This window comes from Rhodopseudomonas pentothenatexigens, from assembly GCF_900218015.1.
Taxonomy (GTDB): Bacteria; Pseudomonadota; Alphaproteobacteria; order Rhizobiales; family Xanthobacteraceae; genus Rhodopseudomonas; species Rhodopseudomonas pentothenatexigens.
This window is the reverse complement of the sequence record NZ_UFQQ01000014.1, coordinates 36,304-52,169: the sequence shown is the minus strand read 5'-3', so window position 1 is coordinate 52,169 and position 15,866 is coordinate 36,304. Positions and strand designations below refer to the sequence as shown.

Sequence of the window (15,866 nt, the reverse complement as noted above, 5' to 3'; positions counted from 1 at the left end):
CGATTTCTCAAGCAAATAGTGGATTTGCCGGCCGGTTTGAACCGGTGTGAAGTACGCTTGACGCAGCGGGCGCCCACCCCGCCACCGGCCGCAGTGGTGCCCGGGGCCCCGGTGGTCCCGAGCCATGCGCGAACGCGCTGCGAATCCGTCCAAATTGCTTCCGCAATCGCCTTTCGGCCCGTCCGGCGCGGTGCTATAGCGGGCGCGGCTTTAGTCCAATTCCCGCCCCTTTAAGCGCAGAATCACAAGAAGGCCCGATCCCGCATGGCGAAAATCAAGGTGACCAACCCAGTCGTCGAACTCGACGGCGATGAAATGACCCGCATCATATGGCAGATGATCAAGGACAAGCTGATCACGCCGTTCCTCGACGTGGAACTGATGTATTTCGACCTGGGGATGGAACACCGCGACGCGACCGACGACCAGGTCACCATCGATGCGGCGAATGCGATCAAGCAGGTCGGCGTCGGCGTGAAGTGCGCCACCATCACTCCGGACGAAGCGCGAGTGAAGGAATTCGGCCTCAAGAGCATGTGGAAGTCGCCGAACGGCACCATCCGCAACATCCTCGGCGGCGTGATCTTCCGCGAGCCGATCATCTGCAACAACGTGCCGCGGCTGGTGCCGGGCTGGACCAAGCCGATCGTGATCGGCCGTCACGCCTACGGCGATCAGTATCGCGCGACCGACATCAAATTCCCCGGCCCGGGCACGCTGACGATGAAGTTCGTCGGCGAAGACGGCTCGGTGATCGAGCGCGAAGTGTTCAAGGCGCCCGGCGCCGGCGTCGCGATGTCGATGTACAACCTCGACGAATCGATCAAGGACTTCGCCCGCGCCTCGCTGAACTACGGCCTGATCCGCAACTATCCGGTCTACCTGTCGACCAAGAACACCATCATGAAGGTGTACGACGGCCGCTTCAAAGACATCTTCCAGGAGATCTTCGACAACGAGTTCAAGGCCGAGTACGACGCCAAGGGCCTGACCTACGAGCATCGCCTGATCGACGACATGGTCGCGTCGGCGCTGAAGTGGTCGGGCGGCTACGTCTGGGCCTGTAAGAACTACGACGGCGATGTCCAGTCCGACACCGTGGCGCAGGGCTACGGCTCGCTCGGCCTGATGACTTCGGTGCTGATGACGCCGGACGGCAAGACGGTGGAAGCCGAAGCCGCGCACGGCACCGTCACCCGGCACTATCGCGAACACCAAAAGGGCAAGGCGACGTCGACCAACTCGATCGCCTCGATCTTCGCCTGGACCCGCGGCCTCGCGCATCGCGCCAAGCTGGACAGCAACGAAGAACTCGCCCGCTTCGCCGACACGCTGGAGAAGGTCTGCGTGCAGACCGTCGAAGCCGGCTTCATGACCAAGGACCTCGCGCTCCTGGTCGGCGCCGATCAGCGCTGGCTGTCGACCGAGGGCTTCCTCGACAAGGTCGCGCAGAACCTGCACAAGGCGATGGATACCAAGGCCGCCTGATCAGGCGCAGCGACTCAAAACGAAAGGCGCGGGATCGCTTCCTGCGCCTTTTTCTTTGCTGCGACGATCGGTTTGAAGTTTGCCGCATCAATCTCGCAGACATACAAAAGCCAGGCCACGCTGATGACTTCACTGCTGACCTTCTGCGCCGCTGCGCTGATGGAGATCGCCGGGTGCTTCGCGTTCTGGGCGTGGCTGCGGCTGGACAAGTCACCGCTGTGGCTGATCCCCGGCATGCTCGCATTGGCGCTGTTCGCTTACTTGCTGACGCTGGCCGACAGTCCGCTGGCCGGCCGCGCCTACGCGGCCTATGGCGGCATCTACATCACCAGCGCGCTGGCCTGGGGTTGGGCGATGGAAGGCAACCGCCCCGACCTGTGGGACGTGATCGGCGCTGCGATCTGCCTGGTTGGCATGAGTGTGATCCTGTTCGGACCGCGCTCGCTGCCGGCGTAGGCCGATCCGCGACCGTGACGCGAACGGTGCCGCCGGCGCCGGGTGCAGCACCCCATCAGCGCCAAGTCCGCTCGGCTACCTTCGAGCTTTTCTCGAAATCCGCACCATCTTGCCCCGGTGCCGGCCCCCTGCTTCGGTGTCATAGTGTTCCTCCTCGTCACCAGCGGAGTTCAACGGCCGAAGCATGACATTGGAGCACAGGTGGACCGGCGCGATCTCGCAGCTCGATCTGGCCAGCGGCGTGCTGCAGCAGCCGGACGGCGACTGGGTCGACGAACAGCTGCATCACGGCACCAAGGTGGTCGTGGTCCTGCGCGGCGCTATGCGGGCGCGAATCGACGGCTGCGGCGGCGAAGTCAGCATCGCCGGCCCCACGGTGTGCCTGATCCGATCGCCGGCCGACGCCTCCGGCCGTCAGATGGTGATGGCCGACGAGCCGTTGCACTACGTGATGGTCAAGGCGGCATTCGAACCGAGCGGAGCGGGCGGCGGCCGCAACGATCCGTTCGCATCGCAGCTTGCGACCGATCGCCCGAGCCTGCAGCACATCGCCGCGCCGCGCGCGCTGCAGGCGCTGTGCACGCAGCTCGAAGTGTGCCCGTTCGTCGGCGCGGCGCGAGAACTGTTTCTGTCGGCGAAGGCGCTCGAGATCCTGGCTTTGGCCTGCGACGCGGTCGAGACCAGATCCAGCGTCGAGACGCTGCGGCCGTCGCTCGGCGACATCGAGCGGTTGAAGAAGGCGCGCGCCATTCTGCTGGAAAGGCTCGGATCCCCTCCGAATCTGCCCGCCCTGGCGGCGGCGGTGGGCCTCAATACCCGCAAGCTGACGGACGGTTTCCAGGCGGCGTTCGGAACCACCGTGAACGACTTCCTGCAGGATGCCCGCTTGAACGAAGCGTACCGGCTGCTGTCGAGCGGCGCCACCAACGTCTCGGAGGCAGCGCATCGCGTCGGCTACACGCCCGCGTACTTCTCGGCGGTGTTCCGAAAGCGCTTCGGGATTTCGCCGCGCGACCTGCTGTAATTCCGCTCTGCGACCGTTCGGCCGCGCCGCGATCGTAGAACGTTTGTAATCGTAAGAATTCGTTCGGATATCAAAAGTCCGGCGGCTTGCCGCATTCCTCGCAGTCGCGCTTCTGTGCCGCGTCCTGGAGGAATATCACGATGACGACACCCCCGCGTTCTGCCGAACTAATCGACACACGACAGCCGGCATTGCGGCGAGGCCGCAGATTGGCCGCAACGCTGCCGATGAGTGCATTGCTCCTGATCGGTGCGGCGACTGACGACGCGCGGGCTCAGGCCGTAGCACCGGCGCCCTCCTCCCCGGCGGCGAGCGCACTGCCTCCGGTGGTCGTCAGCGCTCCGAAGCGGAGCAAGCCGAAGCGGACCGCCGCACGACCGGCCGCGACCGTCGCGCCCGCAACGCCTCCCCGCCAGACGTCACGCCCAAGCACCGCACGCGACGCGGACGGCCCCGGCTTCGTCGCGCGGACCAGCACGACGGGAACCAAGACCGATACGCCGCTGATCGAAACGCCGCAGTCGGTCTCGGTGATCAACCGCCAGCAGATGGACGCGCAGAACGTGCAGTCGGTCACCGACGCGCTGCGCTACTCGGCCGGCGTCGTCGTAACCACGCCGGCGATCTCGCAGCGTTTCGACAATTTCAGCATTCGCGGCTTCGATGCCAGCAGCACGGGAATCCTACGCGACGGCCTGCGCGGCACCACCGCCCAAGCCTGGCCGAAGACCGAGCCTTACGGCCTCGAGCGGGTCGAAGTGCTGCGCGGGCCGAGCTCGGTGCTGTATGGCCAGAACGCGCCGGGCGGGCTGGCCAACCTCGTCACCAAGCGGCCGCTCGATACGCCGTTTCACGAAGTAATGCTTCAAGGCGGCAGCTTCGACCGGCTGCAGGGACAGTTCGATCTCAGCGGACCGATCGACAAGGACGGCCAGTTTCTGTACCGGCTGACCGGACTGGCGCGCGACAGCAATACGCAGTTCAAGGCGATCCCGGACGACAAGCTGTTCATCGCACCGGCGTTCACCTGGCGGCCGGATATCGACACCACGCTGACCATCCTGACCGACTACAGCCACGAGAAGTTCGGTCCGCCGCGCCCGTACATTCCGATCCAGGGCACGCTGCTTCCGAACAAGAACGGGCAATTGCCGCGCAACCAGTTCCTCGACCAGCCCGGCCTCGACAACGATCGCACGCAATACTCGGCCGGCTATCTGTTCGAACGTCACCTCGACGACACCTTCACGATGCGCTCGAATTTCCGCTACGGCCACGTCGACCTTTTGACCAACACCGCGTCGGGCATGAGTCTTGCCGCCGACCAGCGGACGCTCAATCGCGCGCTGTACCAATTCCGCATCGTCGGCGACACCTACGCGTCGGACAACCAGATCCAGGCCGACTGGTGGATGGGCTCGACGCAGTTCGTGTCGCTCGCCGGTGTCGACTATCGCCGTTCGACCGAGGATTACTACCTCAACAGCGGCCGCGCTCCGTCGATCGACATCTTCAATCCGGTCTACGACCAGCCGATCGGCGCCGCAACCGCGCCGATGGCCTCGACGTGGCAGACCTCCGACCAGGTCGGAATCTACGGACAGCAGCAGATCAAGTTCGATGGACGTTGGGTGCTGAGCCTCGGCGGCCGGCAGGACTGGTCGAACACCGCCACGGACAACCGCCTGAAGGGCTCGACCGCGACGCAGGACGACAAGGCGTTCACCTATCGGGCCGGGCTGGTCTATCTCAGCGACGTCGGCCTCGCGCCTTACATCGGCTACTCGACCTCGTTCAGCCCGGTGCTCGGGACCGACTTCTACGGCCAACCCTACAAGCCGACCACCGGGCGGCAGGCGGAGATCGGCGTCAAGTTCCAGCCGGCCGGGGCAACCAGCTTCGTCACCATGTCGGTGTTCGATCTCTATCAGGAGAACGTGCAGACCACCGACCCGAACAATTCGCTCAACCGCCTTCAGGTCGGCGAGGTGCGTTCACGCGGATTCGAGCTTCAGGGTGTCGCCAATCCGATCGCCGGCCTGAATCTCGTGGCCTCCTACACCCATGCCGATCTCACCGTGACCAAGAGCAACACCGCGGCAGAGCTCGGCAACCGTCCGACCGGGCTGCCGGCGGACACCGCGTCGTTGTGGGGCGACTACACGTTCCAGAGCGGCCCGCTGGCCGGCTTCGGCGCAGGTTTCGGCATGCGCTATGTGGGCGAGAGCTTCGCGGATTCCGCCAACACCATCGGCGTGCCCTCCTACGTGCTGTTCGACGCCGCACTTCACTACGATCTCGGCCAGCTTCACCGCGATCTGAAGGGGATGCGGCTCGCCGTCAACGCCACCAACCTCACCAACAAGCAATACTACGTGAGCTGCTCGACCACGAGCTGCAACGCTGGCTTCGACCGCTCGGTCATCGCCGGCCTTCGCTACCGGTGGTGAACCGTTCAGGAGACCAGACGATGCGCTTCATGACTCATCTGGCCCGAGCCGCGATCGTCGCGGCGTGGGCGGCGACGACGCCCTGCCCCGCTTCAGCGCACGAGCTCCGGCCCGGCCTGACGCAAACCGCCGTCACCTATCGCGGCGAACATCGCTGGGCCTGGCGATCGGAGGACGGAGAGACCGGCACCTTGCGCCTCGGCTTCACCGCACTGCCGAGCGGCGACTATCTGGTCGCCGGCTCGCTGCTGCTCGACGATGCCGAACTCGGAGCCAGCGGCTCCGCCCGGTGGCGGGGCGACCGCCTGATCGTCGACCTCATGGTGAGTGGCGGGGTGCGCGCGCAGGCTCCGGACGAAGCCAAGCAGCGGCTGTTCGCGAAGGGCGAGGTGCCGAAGCAGATCGACTCGGCCGGCTTCGCCAGCTTTCGTGCCGAACTGTCGACGGCCCTCGACGGCGTCAGCCAGCAATATCAGACCAACGTGCTCACCGGCGGCAAGGTGCAGGGGCCGATCTACCGTAACGGCGTGTTGAAGCTGCTGTCGCAGTGACGAAGCGCCCCGATCACGCCGTGCGGCGGCTGTCGGCTCGCCGCATCTTGCGCGTACTGCATCTTTCGCTCGCGCTGATCGCCGGCACCGGCCTCGCTCTGATCGGCGCGAGCGGCGCGCTGCTGGTCTTGAAGGAGCCGCTGGTCGCGTTCGAGGTCGGGCGGGAGATCGTCAAGCCGCCGCGCATCGCGGGGCAACCGGACGCCACCGCGGACCGGTGGATCGAGCGAACGAGCGAGCGCTATCCCGAGCTGAAGGTGATCGGGGCCAACGCGCCGGGCGCGGGATTTCTGCCCGGCGACGCGGCGATCGTATTCGGTCGTCTGCCGCCGGGCGATCTTGGCGTCGTGTTCGTGCATCCGCAGAGCGGCGAACCGCTCGGGCTGTTCGCGTTCGACCGCTCGTGGTTCGCCGCAGTGGTGAATCTGCATCGTCGGTTGCTGCTGCCGGGCCCCTTGGGCGCCAGCGTGGTCGGCTGGTGCGGCATCGGCCTGGCGCTGTCGCTGCTGTCGGGGGCGTATCTGTGGTGGCCGCGGCAGCGCAAATGGTGGCGGTCGTTGTGGATCGGCGCCTCCGTCGCCGGACGGCGCCGCCTGATCGAATGGCACGGCGTGTCGGCCGCTTATCTGCTGGCGCCGATGCTGGTGCTGGCGACGACGGGACTGGCGCTGACCAAGCCGCGGTGGTTGGGACTGCCGGCTGCTGCGCCGGCCGGGCCGAGTCTTCGGACACCGGCCACCATCTGTCCGGCAGGCAGCGACCTTCGCGCGGCGCTGGCAGCCGCGGCGCTGGCCGAGCCGGGCGCCCACATCGTCGGCGTCGTCCTGCCGCGAGGACCGGCCGGCGCGTATCGGATCAGGTCACGGACACCGGCGTCCATCCACAACGAGCTCACCATGGATGTGCGGACGGGATGTGCCACGCCGATCGTCGAGGCGGTCGCCGCCGACTCGGCGTTGCGGCGGGACTGGCTCAACCCGCTCCACGCCGATCTGCGGCTCGGTGTGGCCGGACAGGTGGCGGTGTTCCTGTGCGGAATTGCGCTTCCGGTGCTGTATGCCACCGGGCTCTGGCTGTGGATCGCGCGGCGGCGGCGGCGCGGCTGAGTAGCGCCTGCACGGCAAGCGCCGCAGCCTCGTCAGGCCGGCGCGCCTGCGGTGGTACCGGCATCGCCGACGCCGAGCCTGGCGATCATCGCCCGGGCGATTTCGTCTTCGCCCATGATCACCAGCGTGGCGCCGTTGCTTTTCAGATGTGTAACCTCCTCGGCCGAATGCGCCCGGGCGATGATCTGCAGGCCGGGATTGGCCGCACGCGCCTTGGCGACGATCTGGCCGCCTTCGAACGCGTTGGGAATCGCCACCAGCAGACCGCGGGCGTGGGCGACGTCGGCCTCGTCGAGGATCTCCTGGGCGGCGGCGTTGCCGTTGATCGCAGTGATGCCCTCCCGCTGCAGCCGCACCGCCTGCTCGTCGTCGTTCTCGATCACCACCACCTCGATGCCGGCGCGGCGTAGCGCGGCGCTGACGTTGGAGCCGACACGGCCGTGGCCGACCAGCACGATGTGGCCACGCGGCGGCGCGGGCGCTGCTGCGGCAGCGACAGCAGCAGCGGCCTGCTTGACGACTTCGGCCGCTACCGCGGCCCGCGCGCTGAAGCGATCGAGCAGAACGAACATCAGGGGGTTGAGCATGATCGACACGATCGCGCCGGCCAGCACCAGGTCGCGGCCACGCTCCGGCATCAGGCCGAGGGCGACGCCGAGCCCAGCCAAGATGAACGAGAATTCGCCGATCTGCGCCAGTGATGCGGAGATCGTCAGCGCCGTCATGTTGGGATGGCCGAACAGCCGCACGATCAGGAACGCCGCAATCGACTTGCCGAACACGATGATCAGCACGGTGACGAGGAGCGGCAGCGGCTCGCGCACCACGATCGCCGGGTCGACCAGCATGCCGACCGACACGAAGAACAACACCGCGAAGGCGTCGCGCAGCGGCAGGGTCTCGTTGGCAGCGCGCTGGCTCAACTCGGATTCCGACAGAATCATGCCGGCGAAGAACGCGCCCAGCGCGAACGACACATCGAACAGGATCGCCGCACCGAATGCGACCCCGAGCGAGATCGCCAGCACCGCCAGGCGGAACAGCTCGCGCGACCCGGTGTGCGCCACGTAGTGCAGCATCCACGGAATCACGCGGCGGCCGACCAGCAGCATGAAGGCCATGAAGGCCGCGACCTTGCCGAGCGTGAGAAGCACCGGCCACAGCACCGACTGCCAGTCTGCGCCGTTCGCCTCGCCCTTGAGCATGCCGGCGACCGCCGGCAGCAGCACCAGCGTCAGCACCATGGCGATGTCTTCGACGATCAGCCAGCCGACCGCGATCCGGCCGCGTTCGCTGTCGACCAGGCGACGCTCCTGCAGTGCGCGCAACAGCACCACCGTACTCGCCACCGACAACGCCAGGCCGAACACCAAGCCGGCACCGAACGGCCAGCCCAGCGCATGGCCGAGCCCGGCGCCCAGCACTGTGGCGGCGCCGATCTGCACCACCGCGCCGGGAATCGCAATCGCCCTGACTTCCAGCAGATCTTTCAGCGAAAAGTGCAGGCCGACGCCGAACATCAGCAGGATGACGCCGATCTCGGCCAATTCATTGGCCAGGCTCTGGTCGGCGACATAGCCCGGGGTGAACGGCCCGATCACGACACCGGCAAGCAGATAACCGACCAGCGGCGATATCTTCAGCCGCTGCGCGACCACTCCGAAGGCGAACGCCAGCACCAAACCGGCCACAATGGTAGAAATCAGGGGGGTGTTATGCTCCATCCTGGTGTTGTGCGGCATGACGCCGCGACTTTCCACCCGGAGATGGGCTACCGATCGCCGCAGTGCACGCAGCGGCCGCGAATACTCTTGGGCGGGGCATCGAATCGCGATCTATTGCCGCAGCCTTGGGCGGGTTGATCCATATCGTCGCGGTCCTGCCGACCGACGTGATTGAAAGAACGATGGCAGTCGAAAACGGTGTCGGAGTGTACCGCGAAGCCCTGGTGTTTCTCGGGACCGCAGGCGTATTGATTCCGGTGATGACGCGGTTTCGCGTCTCCCCAGTGCTCGGCTTCCTGGTTGCCGGGCTGGTGCTCGGCCCGCACAGCCTCGGCCGGATCGGCGCGGACGTGCACTGGCTGAGCTACGTCACCATCACGTCGCAGGATGCGGTCGACCGGCTCGCCGAGCTCGGCGTCGCCTTCCTGCTGTTCACCATCGGCCTCGAACTGTCGTTCGACCGGCTGTGGACGATGCGAAAGCTGGTGTTCGGCCTCGGCATGTCGCAGGTGGTGCTGACCACCGCGGCGATCAGCGGTATCGCCCTCGCATTCGGCAACACGGTGGAATCCAGCCTGGTGATCGGCGCCTGTCTGGCGCTGTCATCGACTGCGATCGTGCTGCAGCTCTTGGCCGAGCAGAAGCGGCTGGCCACCGTCGCCGGGCGCAGCATCTTCGCGGTGCTGCTGGCGCAGGATCTCGCGGTGGTGCCGATCCTGTTCCTGATCGTGGTGTTCGGCAAGGCCGGCGCCGCGGCCGGCGACGCGTCGATCGGGACCGGTCAGGTTTGGTTCGGCCTTTTGATGGCGCTGGTGCAGGCGGCAGCGGCGATCCTGCTGATCGTCGGCTTCGGCCGGCTGGTGCTGCGGCGACTGTTTCGGCTGGTGGCGTCGACCAACAACCGCGAACTGTTCATGGCGACGATCCTGTTCGTGGTGGTCGGCACCTCGCTGGTGACCCACGTCGCAGGACTGTCGATGGCGCTCGGCGCGTTCCTGGCCGGCCTGGTGCTGGCGGAGACCGAATTCCGGCGCCAGGTCGAGGTCGACATCGAGCCGTTCAAGGGGATGCTGCTCGGGTTGTTCTTCATCTCGGTCGGGATGCGGATCGATCTGGCCGAAGTCGCGCGCTATCCAATGATGGTCGCCACCTCGGTGATCGGCATGACCGTGCTGAAGGCGGCGGTGATTGCCGGGCTGACCTGGGTGTTCCGCCTGTCGCGCCCGGTGATCGCCGAAGCCAGCCTGCTGCTCGCCGGCGGCGGCGAATTCGCCTTCCTGGTGCTCGGGCTTGCCAGTTCGAGCGGTCTGGTCACCCGCGAGGTCGAGCAGTTCATGCTGCTGGTGTCGTCCGGCACCATGTTGATGACGCCTTATCTGGCGCGGCTCAGCCGCAAGGCCAGCGCCCACGCCGGCAACGCGGTCGCGGTGGCCGCCGGCCACACCGACCCCACGCCCGGCGATACCCCGGGCATCATCCTGGTCGGCTACGGCCGGGTCGGCCGGATCGTCGGCGACATCTTGAACAAACAGGGCAAGCCGTTCATCGGCATCGACGTCGACGCGGAAGCGGTGGCACGGGCGAGAAAGGCCGGCGTCAATGTCGTCTATGGCGATGCCACGCAGCGCGCCTTCCTGCGCAAATGCGGTCTCGGTGACGCCCCGGCGGTGGTTGTGACGATGCACGACGCCGCCGCGGCCGAACACGTCGTCGCCGCCGCCCGTGCCGAACGCGCCGACCTGCCGATCATCGTGCGCGCCCGCGACGCCGATCATGCCACGAGGCTGTTCAAGCTCGGCGCTACCGAAGTGATCCGCGAAGTGCTGGAGGCGAGTTTCGAGATCGCCTCGACCGTGCTGCAGTCGCTCGGCGTGCCGACCGGCAAGGTGATCGCCCTGATCCACGAGGAGCGCGACATCCGGAAGAAGCGCGTGCGCGAGGGCGTGGCGGCGGATTAACGGCGTCGTCGTTCCGGGACGCGCGCGGCGCGAGCCCGGAATGACGCCTCGCACATGCACGCTCCCCGTCATTCCGGACGCCGCGCAGCGGCGATCCGGAATCTGGAGGTTGTTGTGCTCGGTGCCAGACACGACCGAGATTCCGGGTTCGCGAGCTGCCGCTCGCGCCCCGGAATGACGAGGTGAAGCTGTTACTTCGGCGGCGCGCGGCGGAAGTGGTAGCGGTAGAGCTCCTGGTCGAAGCCAAGGCCGGCATAGAGCGCGCGGCCGGCGGTGTTGTCGGTTACGACCTGCAGGCAGGCGCCGGTGGCGCCTTGGCCGGACGCCCAGCCGAGCAGCGCGGTCATCAGGCGCTTGCCGAGGCCTTGGCCGCGCAACGCTTCGTCGACCACCACCGACTCGATCACCACCAGATCGCTGTGCAGCACGCCGTACGCGGTTGCGACGATATGGCCGTCCCTGCGGAGCGCGACAAAGCCTGTCGGCAGCGCGATGGCATCGACGACGCGGGCATAGACGGACGCATGCGATGGCGACTGCGCCTGCAGCCGCGCGATCGCGGCCAGCCATTCGGCATCGGCGCGCGGAGCAATCGTGACATCCGGCGGCGCGGCAGCGAAGCTCTCAGGCGCTAGATCGCGATACAGCGTGCAGGCCTCGCCTTCGGCCGCAAAGCCGCGGGCGTCGAGCTCGCGCTCGACCTGTGGCGGCAGCAGCGACACCAGCCGCACGATCAGCGGCAATCCCTGCGCGCGATAGAGACGATCGAACGCCTCGAGCTGCGGCGCGATCGTGCCGACGCCTGCATGCAGCGGATTGGCGGAATTGATCCGGCGCGACACGCCGTCACCGAACCGCAGCAGCCAGTCGCCGACCAGCGCGCTGCGCAAGCTCGGCCACGCGTTGTGGCAGGCCTGTTCGACCTGCCACACCAACTTACTCATCGTCATCATTTGCCTTCGGGGGATGATCGACTACAATCAACCTCATCAAAATCACCAGCGAAATCAACGATGCGACTGGTCTATTTGGACGAAGCGGGGATTTCAAACGAGGCTCAGGAGCCATTTCTCGTCGTTGCCGGGGTAATCATAGACCCAGATCGAACATGGAGAAGACTCGAAGATCACTTCTCAATGATGTCAAAGAAATACTTCCGCCATCATGACGGCCCCCCAATAGTATTCCACGCAAAGGACATTTGGCACGGAAACGGCTTATTTCCACGAAATGAGTGGCCTCTTACAAAAAGAACCAAACTGCTGGGCGAATTGGCCGAAATTCCTGCGTCCTTTGGGCTGCCAATCGTTGTTGGATATGTAAACAGAACGGAATTTCGAAAGTCATTACTGAAGAATACCCCTAACATGCCCGATAAGGACATTAGGTCCTTGACCTTCGCAAGGGCATTCTTCGCGACCATCCTAAGAATTGAAAGATGGATGCAAGAAAACACACAAGAAGTAGCGCTTCTCATTGCTGAAGATTCGACCGACATTAGACGACAGGTCAAAGAACTCCACAAACTATACACGGACCGCTCTTGGCTGGACCTGCCGGCAACCGCATTTCAATCGAAGCACATCGTCGACTCGATTCACTTTGCAAAGAAGGACGAGTCGCTCCTTCTACAGATTGCCGACCACTGCGCATTTATCATGAAACGGAAATTGATGAAGAAGCAAGATGCGCAAAAGCTCTACGCAAAGATTAAGTCGCAGGTGGTTTTACGACGGACGGAGGCCACGGGATTAGCTAAGCGAGTGACGGCGACAGAAATTGAGCTCATCAAGACGCCGGGTGAACTCTTGCTCGGCGATTCGACGAAGCTGCTTGAGGCTTTTGATGCAGTAGCTCTGGGCGCTCAATCTGGCCTAGGTAAAGATAATCTGCTGCCCAGTCTGCGAATTCTACGAGAAGCGCAGAATCAAGCCTTATCGACAAAAGAGGGTCGTCAGTACTTAGATGCCCGACCCAGTCTAAAACAGCGTATGGCTCGCCTTCATAGTCGAACATCAGATCAGTGATCGTTAGAGAACGACGACCATCGCCGCCCACAAGAAGCAGTACGCGATCAACCCCCTCATTTGGCGATTCCGACCGTAGAAACTTCGGAGGAAAATGCCCAAAGTGGCGTCGCCGCGAAACCTTCGAGGACTTCATTTTCACCGAGCCCCTCATCGAACTGATCATCAGATAGCTATAGGCACTTCCTTCTCAGCCGCCGAGGGCGGCTGCGATCGCTTCCAGCGCGGCGCCGGCCTTGGAACCGTCGGGACCGCCGGCCTGCGCCATGTCGGGCTTGCCGCCACCGCCCTTGCCGCCGAGCACTTCGGACGCCTTGCGGACCAGATCGACCGCCGAGAACCGCGACACCAGGTCGGGCGTGACGCCGACTACGATCGAGCCCTTGCCGTCTTCAGAGGTCGCCACCAGCGCGATCACGCCGGAGCCGATCTGCTTCTTGCCCTGGTCGACCAGGCCCTTGAGATCCTTGATCTCGATGCCCTGGACCGCGCGCGCCATCAGCTTGATGCCGCCGATGTCGCGCACGTCGGAGGCGACGCCGTCTCCGGACGCCGAGCCGCCCATCGCCAGCTTCTTGCGCACCTCGGAGAGTTCGCGCTCGAGCTTCTTGCGCTCGTCCATCAGCGCGGTAATCCGCGCCGGCATGTCGTCGAGCGTGGTCCGCAATTCGGACGCAGCGAGCTTGGCGGTGGAGATCGCCGCATTGGCGTTGTGCCGCGCCGCGCGCCCGGTCAGCGCCTCGATGCGGCGGACGCCGGACGCCACCGCGCTCTCGGCAGTGATCGACACCAGGCCGATGTCGCCGGTACGCTTGACGTGAGTGCCGCCGCACAGTTCGACCGACCAGCCGAGCGCGTTGGAGCCGTGCTCACGCGCGGCCTTGCCCATCGACACCACGCGAACCTCGTCGCCGTACTTCTCGCCGAACAGCGCACGAGCGCCGGCCTCGCGCGCGTCGTCCACCGCCATCAGCCGGGTGACCACCTCGTCGTTTTCCAGCACGATGTCGTTCGCGATGTCCTCGACCTTGCGCAGCTCGTCCTGCGTGATCGGCTTCTGATGCACGAAGTCGAAGCGCAGACGGTCGGGTGCGACCAGCGAGCCCTTCTGCGCGATGTGATCGCCGAGCACCTGGCGCAGCGCCTCGTGCAGCAGATGCGTCGCCGAGTGATTGGCGCGGATCGCCGAACGGCGGGCGTGATCGACATCGAGCGCCAGCGCGTCGCCGAGCTTGATCGTCCCCTGCTCGACCGTGCCGAAATGCACGAACAGATCGCCGGCCTTCTTCATCGTGTCGGTGACGACGAAGCGAACGCCTTCGGCGCTGAGCACACCAGTGTCGCCGACCTGACCGCCCGACTCCGCATAGAACGGCGTCTGGTTCGTCACGATCGCAGCCGCGTCGCCGGCCTGCAACGCGTCGACTTCGGCCCCATCCTTGACCAGCGCGGTGACCACGCCCTCGGCAGTCTCGGTGTCGTAACCGAGGAACTCGGTGGCGCCGAATTTCTCACGCAGCGAGAACCACACCGCCTCGGTCGCGGCTTCGCCCGAGCCCGCCCACGAGGCGCGGGCCTTGGCGCGCTGGCGGTCCATCGCGTCGGTGAACGAGGCGATGTCGACATTGATGCCCCGGTTGCGCAGCGCGTCCTGGGTCAGGTCGAGCGGGAAGCCGTAGGTGTCATACAGCGTGAACGCGGTCTCGCCGTCGAACATGTCGCCCTTGTTCAGGCCGGCGCTCTTCTCGTCGAGGATCGCGAGGCCGCGGTCGAGCGTCTTGCGGAAGCGGGTCTCTTCCAGCCGCATCGTCTCTTCGATCATCGCCTCGGCGCGGACCAGCTCCGGATAGGCCTGGCCCATCTCGCGCACCAGCGCCCACACCAGCCGCCACATCAGCGGCTCGCTGGCACCGAGCAGCTGGGCGTGACGCATCGCGCGGCGCATGATCCGGCGCAGCACGTAGCCCCGGCCTTCGTTCGACGGCAGCACGCCGTCGGCAATCAGGAACGACGACGAACGGAGGTGGTCGGCGATGACGCGGAACGACGCGGCGTCCTGCTCGGTCGGGCCGCGGCCGAGCGCCGACGCGGTCGCGTCGATCAGGCTGCGGAACAGGTCGGTGTCGAACACGCTGTCGACGCCCTGCAGGATCGAAGCCATGCGCTCCAGGCCCATGCCGGTGTCGATCGACGGCCGCGGCAGGTCCACGCGCTCGTCCTTCGTCACCTGGTCGTACTGCATGAACACCAGATTCCAGAATTCCAGGAATCGGTCGCCGTCCTCGTCCGGCGAGCCGGGCGGACCGCCGAAGATGTGCTCGCCGCGATCGATGAAGATCTCCGAGCACGGGCCGCACGGACCGGTGTCGCCCATCGCCCAGAAGTTGTCGGAGGTCGGAATCCGGATGATACGGTCGTCGGAGAAGCCGGCGATCTTCTTCCAGTAGCCGGCCGCCTCGTCGTCGGTGTGATAGACGGTGACCAGAAGCTGGTTCTTGTTCAGGCCGAAATCGCGGGTGATCAGCTCCCAGGCGAGTTCGATCGCGCGTTCCTTGAAGTAATCGCCGAACGAGAAGTTGCCGAGCATTTCGAAGAAGGTGAGATGGCGGGCGGTGTAGCCGACATTGTCGAGGTCGTTGTGCTTGCCGCCGGCACGCACGCATTTCTGCGAGGTGGTGGCGCGCTGATACGGGCGTTTCTCCAGCCCGGTGAACACGTTCTTGAACTGCACCATGCCGGCATTGGTGAACATCAGGGTCGGGTCGTTGCGCGGCACCAGCGGCGACGACGACACGATCTCGTGGCCGTTCTTGGCGAAGTAGTTCAGAAACGTAGACCGAATTTCGTTAACGCCGCTCATGTTCGTCCAATCACCCGGAATGCCCGCGAAACGCCCGCCGAACCCACCTCTTCCGGTGTCATGCCTTTTAGACGCGGGGGCGCGCGCTGTCTAGAAAGTGGGCATGGATTCAGGTGTTTGCCAGCCGGCGGGCGCGCTGCCACGGGCGTTTACGAAGACCCGTTGATAGCTCGCTGCGCCGCGTTGACAGCCTTGCTGAAGCCGTGTTTGTGTCCTACCTAC

General features: G+C 65.4%; 11 protein-coding genes. 8 read left to right on the top strand and 3 right to left on the bottom strand.

The window, feature by feature from the left end; translation table 11 throughout:
• Positions 1-264: 264 nt before the first annotated feature.
• From DWA33_RS14630 to DWA33_RS14605, 6 genes are all read left to right on the top strand, one after another.
• Positions 265-1,488, top strand: a complete 1,224-nt coding sequence (locus DWA33_RS14630; RefSeq protein WP_114358809.1) for an NADP-dependent isocitrate dehydrogenase — start codon at positions 265-267, stop codon at positions 1,486-1,488.
• Positions 1,489-1,611: 123 nt separating this feature from the next.
• The gene (locus DWA33_RS14625; RefSeq protein WP_114358902.1) at positions 1,612-1,944 is read left to right on the top strand and encodes a YnfA family protein; all 333 of its coding nucleotides are present in this window, start codon (positions 1,612-1,614) and stop codon (positions 1,942-1,944) included.
• Positions 1,945-2,128: 184 nt separating this feature from the next.
• Complete coding sequence (locus DWA33_RS14620; RefSeq protein ID WP_114358808.1) at positions 2,129-2,968, top strand: helix-turn-helix transcriptional regulator; 840 nt, start codon at positions 2,129-2,131, stop codon at positions 2,966-2,968.
• Between the two features lie 227 nt (positions 2,969-3,195).
• Positions 3,196-5,418: a TonB-dependent siderophore receptor gene (locus tag DWA33_RS14615; RefSeq protein WP_244601305.1), complete on the top strand. Its 2,223-nt coding sequence runs from the start codon at positions 3,196-3,198 to the stop codon at positions 5,416-5,418.
• A 20-nt stretch (positions 5,419-5,438) separates the two neighbouring features.
• A complete protein-coding gene (locus DWA33_RS14610) occupies positions 5,439-5,969 on the top strand; it encodes a hypothetical protein (protein ID WP_114358806.1) in 531 nt (176 codons plus the stop codon).
• Positions 5,966-7,075: a PepSY-associated TM helix domain-containing protein gene (locus DWA33_RS14605; RefSeq protein ID WP_114358805.1), complete on the top strand. Its 1,110-nt coding sequence runs from the start codon at positions 5,966-5,968 to the stop codon at positions 7,073-7,075. The genes DWA33_RS14610 and DWA33_RS14605 overlap by 4 nt, the downstream gene beginning before the upstream one ends.
• Before the next feature lie 32 nt (positions 7,076-7,107).
• On the opposite strand, the gene ybaL is transcribed toward DWA33_RS14605, so the two are convergent.
• Complete coding sequence (ybaL, locus tag DWA33_RS14600; RefSeq protein ID WP_114358901.1) at positions 7,108-8,799, bottom strand: YbaL family putative K(+) efflux transporter; 1,692 nt, start codon at positions 8,797-8,799, stop codon at positions 7,108-7,110.
• A gap of 182 nt (positions 8,800-8,981) precedes the next feature.
• Here ybaL and DWA33_RS14595 point away from each other — a divergent pair, with 182 nt between their 5' ends.
• Positions 8,982-10,757 carry a cation:proton antiporter domain-containing protein gene (locus tag DWA33_RS14595; protein WP_114358900.1) on the top strand — a complete coding sequence of 592 codons (1,776 nt, stop codon included), beginning with the start codon at positions 8,982-8,984 and terminating at the stop codon, positions 10,755-10,757.
• A 191-nt stretch (positions 10,758-10,948) separates the two neighbouring features.
• Here DWA33_RS14595 and DWA33_RS14590 read toward each other — a convergent pair whose 3' ends face one another.
• Positions 10,949-11,701, bottom strand: coding sequence for a GNAT family N-acetyltransferase (locus DWA33_RS14590; protein ID WP_244601304.1), 753 nt, complete (start codon positions 11,699-11,701; stop codon positions 10,949-10,951).
• Positions 11,702-11,770: 69 nt separating this feature from the next.
• On the opposite strand from DWA33_RS14590, the gene DWA33_RS14585 reads away from it, so the two are divergent.
• Positions 11,771-12,784, top strand: a complete 1,014-nt coding sequence (locus DWA33_RS14585) for a DUF3800 domain-containing protein (protein WP_114358804.1) — start codon at positions 11,771-11,773, stop codon at positions 12,782-12,784.
• A gap of 190 nt (positions 12,785-12,974) precedes the next feature.
• Here the strand turns inward: DWA33_RS14585 and alaS are convergent, their stop codons facing one another.
• On the bottom strand, positions 12,975-15,644 hold the full coding sequence (gene alaS / locus DWA33_RS14580; protein WP_114358803.1) for an alanine--tRNA ligase: 2,670 nt from the start codon (positions 15,642-15,644) through the stop codon (positions 12,975-12,977).
• Positions 15,645-15,866 lie beyond the last annotated feature (222 nt).